The following is a 4,761-nucleotide window of genomic DNA, read 5'->3' as shown; positions in this document are numbered from 1 at the left end:
TACCCTCGCGAGCCAGGAACGCATGGCCGATCCCTCGTTCCTCGTGAACGCGCATTACATGAAGGGCTGGAGTCTTTTCAAACAGGCGCAATACCAGGAAGCGCTCTTCAGTTACGTTGAAGTGCTTGATCTTGTCATGCCCGAGGGCAGGCCGGTGGCGGACGTGGATCAGCGAAGCCAGACACTGATCGAAGATCTGTTCAGGGTGGTAGGGCTGTCCCTGTCGTACCTTGACGGAGCGGAAACCCTCCAGGCGCTTTTCCGCCAAACGGGTGGTCGCCCCTACGAAATCCTGGTCTACGACCGCTACAGCGAGCTCTTGCTCGAGAGAGAGCAATACAGTGATGCCATCGATGTCTTCGAAGCCTACATAGAAGACCATCCGGAGAGTCCCTGGGCGCCGCGCTACCACATCCGGATCATTGATACCCTTGAGCTGGCCGGTTTCACCCGTACGATCCCTGAACGAAAGGCCGGCTTTGTCAGCCTTTACGGAATCTACAGCGATTACTGGCAGTCAGCTGGCCCCGATGCAATTGGCTTTATCGAGCAACAACTGGAACAACTGTTGCCGGAACTGGCGGACCGCCAGTACCTGCTGGCAGGGGAGGCGGAGGATGATCAGCAGGCGGACGATCATTACCGCAAAGCCGCCAGTTATTACGCCGAATTTGCGGCTACCTTCCCGGACCACCCCCGTACACCGGAGCGGCTGTTCCTTCTGGGTGAGACTTACCTGGAGCTGGAAGACTGGCCGGCAGCAATCGCAGCTTTCGAACGCGTGGCCTATGACTATCCGGAAGACACAGTAGCCGATCGGGCAGCTGAAGCCGGGTATGCATCGGTGCTGGCATTCCGGGAGTACTCGCAAACCTGGGAGAGTGAACCGGTATCGGAGCGGATGGCCTATCAGGAGCTGCAACAACTGAACCGGCTGCGGTTCGCAAATGCGTTTCCCGGCGACGCCCGGGCGCCGGCGGTGTATTACATTGCGCTGCAGCGTGAATTTGACCTGAACAACTGGGAAGAGACCGTCAATATGGCGGCCCGACTTGTTACCTGGCAACCCACGCCCCCGGATGAATTGACGACGGAAGCTTTGCTGTTATCCGGGCACAGCCTCTCCGAACTGGCCCGATACGCCGAGGCGGAACAGGCTTATCGTGACGCCCTGGCAACAATGGCCGAAGACGATGAACGCAGAAGCGGCGTTCGTGAAAATCTGGCAGCCGCGGTCTATCGACAGGCGGAGCAGTTAGCTGATGCCGGAAATGTGGAGGCTGCGGTGAGCGAATTCCTGCGAGTCGGCACGGCCGTTCCAGAATCCGCTCTGCGGGCAAACGCCGAATACGATGCTGCCTCACTTCTTATCACCGCCAATCTCTGGGAGCAGGCCATCGGTGTGCTGACCAGTTTCAGGCGGTCTTTCCCCAATCACGAGCTGATTGACACAGTCCCTGCAAAACTGGCGTTGGCCTACCGTGAAACGGAGCAGTGGGAGCGAGCCGCCGACGAACTCCAGCAAATGGTCTCCCTCGCCAAGACGCCGGAAGAGCGAAGGGAAAACCTGTTGATTGCAGCAGAACTGTACGATCAGGCCGGCAACCAGGAGAAGGCGATTGATACCTGGCGAAATTACGCTAACAGCCACCCCGAGCCGACGGACGTCTACATGGAAGCGGCCAATCGGCTGGCTGAGCTCTATCAGGAAGACGGGGATGCCGAAAGCAGGGATTACTGGTTGCGAAAGCAGATGGAAACGGTGGACCGGGACCCGGACGCCGCGGACGATCGCATGCGGTACCTTGCGGCGTCAGCCTCTGCAATCCTCGCCCGCGACGCCCTTGCCCGGTATGACGGCATCAGGCTGACTCTGCCACTCAATCAAAGCATGACAGCGAAGACCGATGCGCTTGAACGAGCGGTCAACGCCTACAAAAAGACGGCTAGCTATGGCCTTTCATCATTTGCAACCGAGGCCGGTTACCAGATCGCCCACATCTATGCACGCCTCGGTGCCGATCTCATGGACTCGGAGCGGCCCACCGGATTGAGCGAGCTTGAACTGGCTCAGTACGAGCTTCTCCTGGAAGAGCAGGCCTACCCGTTTGAGGACAACGCCATCGATATCCACGAGCAGAATATCCGGCGGGCCCGGGAGGGCATTTTCGATGAATGGGTCAAGCGCAGTTACGAGGCCTTGAAAGCCCTGTTGCCCGGACGTTATCGGAAAGAAGAAGTTACCCAGGGGGTTGTCTATGAGCTCGATTAAGGCCTGCGGACTCTGTCTTTTCGTGATGTTTTCGCTTTCGGGGTGTGTAACGGCGCCGGCGCCGCCGGAGTCTGAGGCAGAAGTTGAGCAGGCTGCACTGGAAGCGTCATTCGCCAAGGCTGTGAGTGCCATGGAGGAGGGAAATCTTGCCGAGGCCAAAACCCGATTCGAGCAACTGGCGAGCGACTACCCCGGAAAAGCCGGCCCCATGGCCAACCTTGGCATTATTGCGTTCCAGGAAGAGGATACCGAGACCGCGAAAAGTTGGTTTGAACGCACGCTGACGGTGAATCCTGAACATGTCCAGGCGCTGAATCATCTGGGAGTAATTGCCCGGAACGCCGGAGAATTCGACGAAGCAGAAGGGTATTATCGCGCGGCACTGTCTGTTGATCCGAATTACGCGCCTGCGATCCTTAATCTGGCCTTCCTGCTTGACATCTACCTGGGTAAACCTGCCGAGGCGGTTGACCTTTATGAGCGTTATCAGTCCGCGGCCAGTGAGCCGCACCCCAGACTGGAAGACTGGATCTTCGATGCCAAAAACAGAATCTGATGTGGACTATGTGATATGAAACGTCTCGCGCTAATCGCTCTGGCAGTTTCCGCGCTGGTGCCCACGGCGCCGATGGTCTTCGCCCAGGACGCCCCGGGTGTGGTTACCATTGAGGGCACGCGAATCCGTGGCGATCAGGAAGTGCCTACGGTGATGTATCTGGTGCCCTGGCAGCCACCGGAAGTGGACGAGTTGCGTGCGCCAGAAGAACGCCTGATGGTTGATCAGGGTCTCCGGCCATTGGAACGCTATGAGTTCCAGCGTTTTATCAAGTACCACGAAGCGTTTATCAAACAGACCCAGGCCAGCACAGGGCAGTAGAGTGTGATGCCTGTCACGCCATGAGTGTGTTCCTGCGCAAGATTAAACAAACCCTCACACAGACTTTCGCGAACTTACCCTTGCAGGGGAGTGACGCGCTTAGACTGATCTGAAAACCGGACCATGGAGTGCCCAGAAAATGATCGATACCGCCGTTCGCTTCTTCCAGGAAGGTGGCTTTTTTATGTTTCCGATTGCAGTTGTGCTGATTGTCGGACTCATTGTTGCCATTGAACGTTACGTTTACCTTTCCGCCCAGAAACTGACCAACCGTCGGGACTTCAACCGCCTGCATCAGATGATCGCCAAGCGTGACCTGAAGGGCGCCCTGAACTACACCCAGGAATCCGGCAGTGCCATGTCGACCATGATCGGCTTCGGCCTTCAGCGCCTGGCCCGCCGCCAGGGTCGTGAAGAGATCGAATACGCGATGGAAGAGGGGTTGCTGGATGTGATGCCGCGTTTGGAAAAGCGCACCCAGTATCTGGCAACGCTGGCCAACATTGCCACGCTGCTTGGCCTGCTGGGTACGATTATCGGGTTGATTGCAGCGTTTACGGCGGTAGCTGCAGCGGATCCGGCCCAGAAGGCGAGCCTTCTGTCCCAGAGTATCTCGGTTGCCATGAACACCACCGCCTTCGGCCTTATGTCTGCAATTCCCATGCTGCTGATCCACTCACTGCTGCAGACCAAGACCAATGAGATCGTCGACAGCTTTGAGATGGCGGGCATCAAGGTCCTGAACCTCCTCAGCGATGGTTCCGGCAGTAAGACCGCCGCTCAACCACAGGGACAGAATGCCGCTGCGCCGGCACAGGTAGCGACTCCGGCCGGTAGCCCGGCCTGATAACCAGCCAGAAGGATGTCAGGCCATGAGACGGAAACATCGTCGCCTACAAAGTGAGGCCGATCTCGACATCACGCCCTTCATGAATCTCATGATTGTGCTGGTGCCGGTACTGCTGCTGAATATGGTGTTCGCCCACACCAGCGTTCTGGAACTCAACTTCCCGACCGGTGAGAGCCTGTCGGGCGAGCAGGCGGAAGAGCTGCAGATCCAGGTGGTGATCTATGAGGATCGCCTGGTCGTTGCGGATAACCAGGGCGGCGTGATCAAGAACATCCCCCAGCGCGAGGGCGAGTATGATTTCGTTCTGCTCAAGGATGTCATGAAGGAAATCAAGAGCCGTGTGCCGGACAAGAAGGATGTGATTATTATGCCGTCCCGGCAGACGTCCTATCAGTCTCTTGTCTCGGTGATGGACACGGTGCGCTCATACGAGGCGGTTGTGGCTGGTAGTGTGGTTGAAGCGGAGCTGTTCCCCGAGATCTCTCTCGGCGATGCGCCCGCACAGCCTTCGGGATCCGCGGAGGTGAGTTCATGAAAGAATCTGCCAAGGCCCGCCGCCAGAAACGCCATTACCGGCGCAATAAAAGCCAGGGAAAGATGAACCTGGTTTCGTTGATGGATATCTTCACCATCCTGGTGTTCTTCCTGATGGTGAACTCCTCCTCCGACGTACAGGTATTGAACCAGAACAACACTATCAAACTGCCGGATTCCACCGCTCAGCAACCCCCTGGTGACGTCCTGGCCCTGACCGTCACGGAC

At 57.6% G+C, this 4,761-nt stretch carries 6 protein-coding genes; all 6 read left to right on the top strand.

From position 1 onward, the window contains the following. On the top strand, positions 1 to 2,272 hold a 2,272-nt coding region (locus tag B2W52_RS07515; RefSeq protein WP_286802224.1), incomplete at its 5' end, for a tetratricopeptide repeat protein. Continuing rightward, positions 2,259 to 2,828, top strand: coding sequence for a tetratricopeptide repeat protein (locus B2W52_RS07510; RefSeq protein ID WP_286802222.1), 570 nt, complete (start codon positions 2,259 to 2,261; stop codon positions 2,826 to 2,828). The genes B2W52_RS07515 and B2W52_RS07510, both read left to right, overlap by 14 nt. Positions 2,829 to 2,843: 15 nt before the next feature. Continuing rightward, complete coding sequence (locus B2W52_RS07505; protein WP_273070472.1) at positions 2,844 to 3,149, top strand: hypothetical protein; 306 nt, start codon at positions 2,844 to 2,846, stop codon at positions 3,147 to 3,149. 139 nt (positions 3,150 to 3,288) lie between these two features. Next, complete coding sequence (locus tag B2W52_RS07500; protein ID WP_014577476.1) at positions 3,289 to 3,996, top strand: MotA/TolQ/ExbB proton channel family protein; 708 nt, start codon at positions 3,289 to 3,291, stop codon at positions 3,994 to 3,996. Positions 3,997 to 4,021: 25 nt separating this feature from the next. Then, positions 4,022 to 4,534: an ExbD/TolR family protein gene (locus B2W52_RS07495; protein WP_092029849.1), complete on the top strand. Its 513-nt coding sequence runs from the start codon at positions 4,022 to 4,024 to the stop codon at positions 4,532 to 4,534. After that, positions 4,531 to 4,761 (top strand): ExbD/TolR family protein (locus B2W52_RS07490; protein WP_286802218.1); only part of this gene is annotated, 231 nt, incomplete at its 3' end. The genes B2W52_RS07495 and B2W52_RS07490, both read left to right, overlap by 4 nt.

Source organism: Marinobacter sp. UBA2498, assembly GCF_002341575.1.
Taxonomy (GTDB): domain Bacteria; phylum Pseudomonadota; class Gammaproteobacteria; order Pseudomonadales; family Oleiphilaceae; genus Marinobacter; species Marinobacter manganoxydans.
The sequence above is the reverse complement of the archived record's forward strand: the minus strand, read 5'-3'. Positions and strand labels throughout refer to the sequence as shown.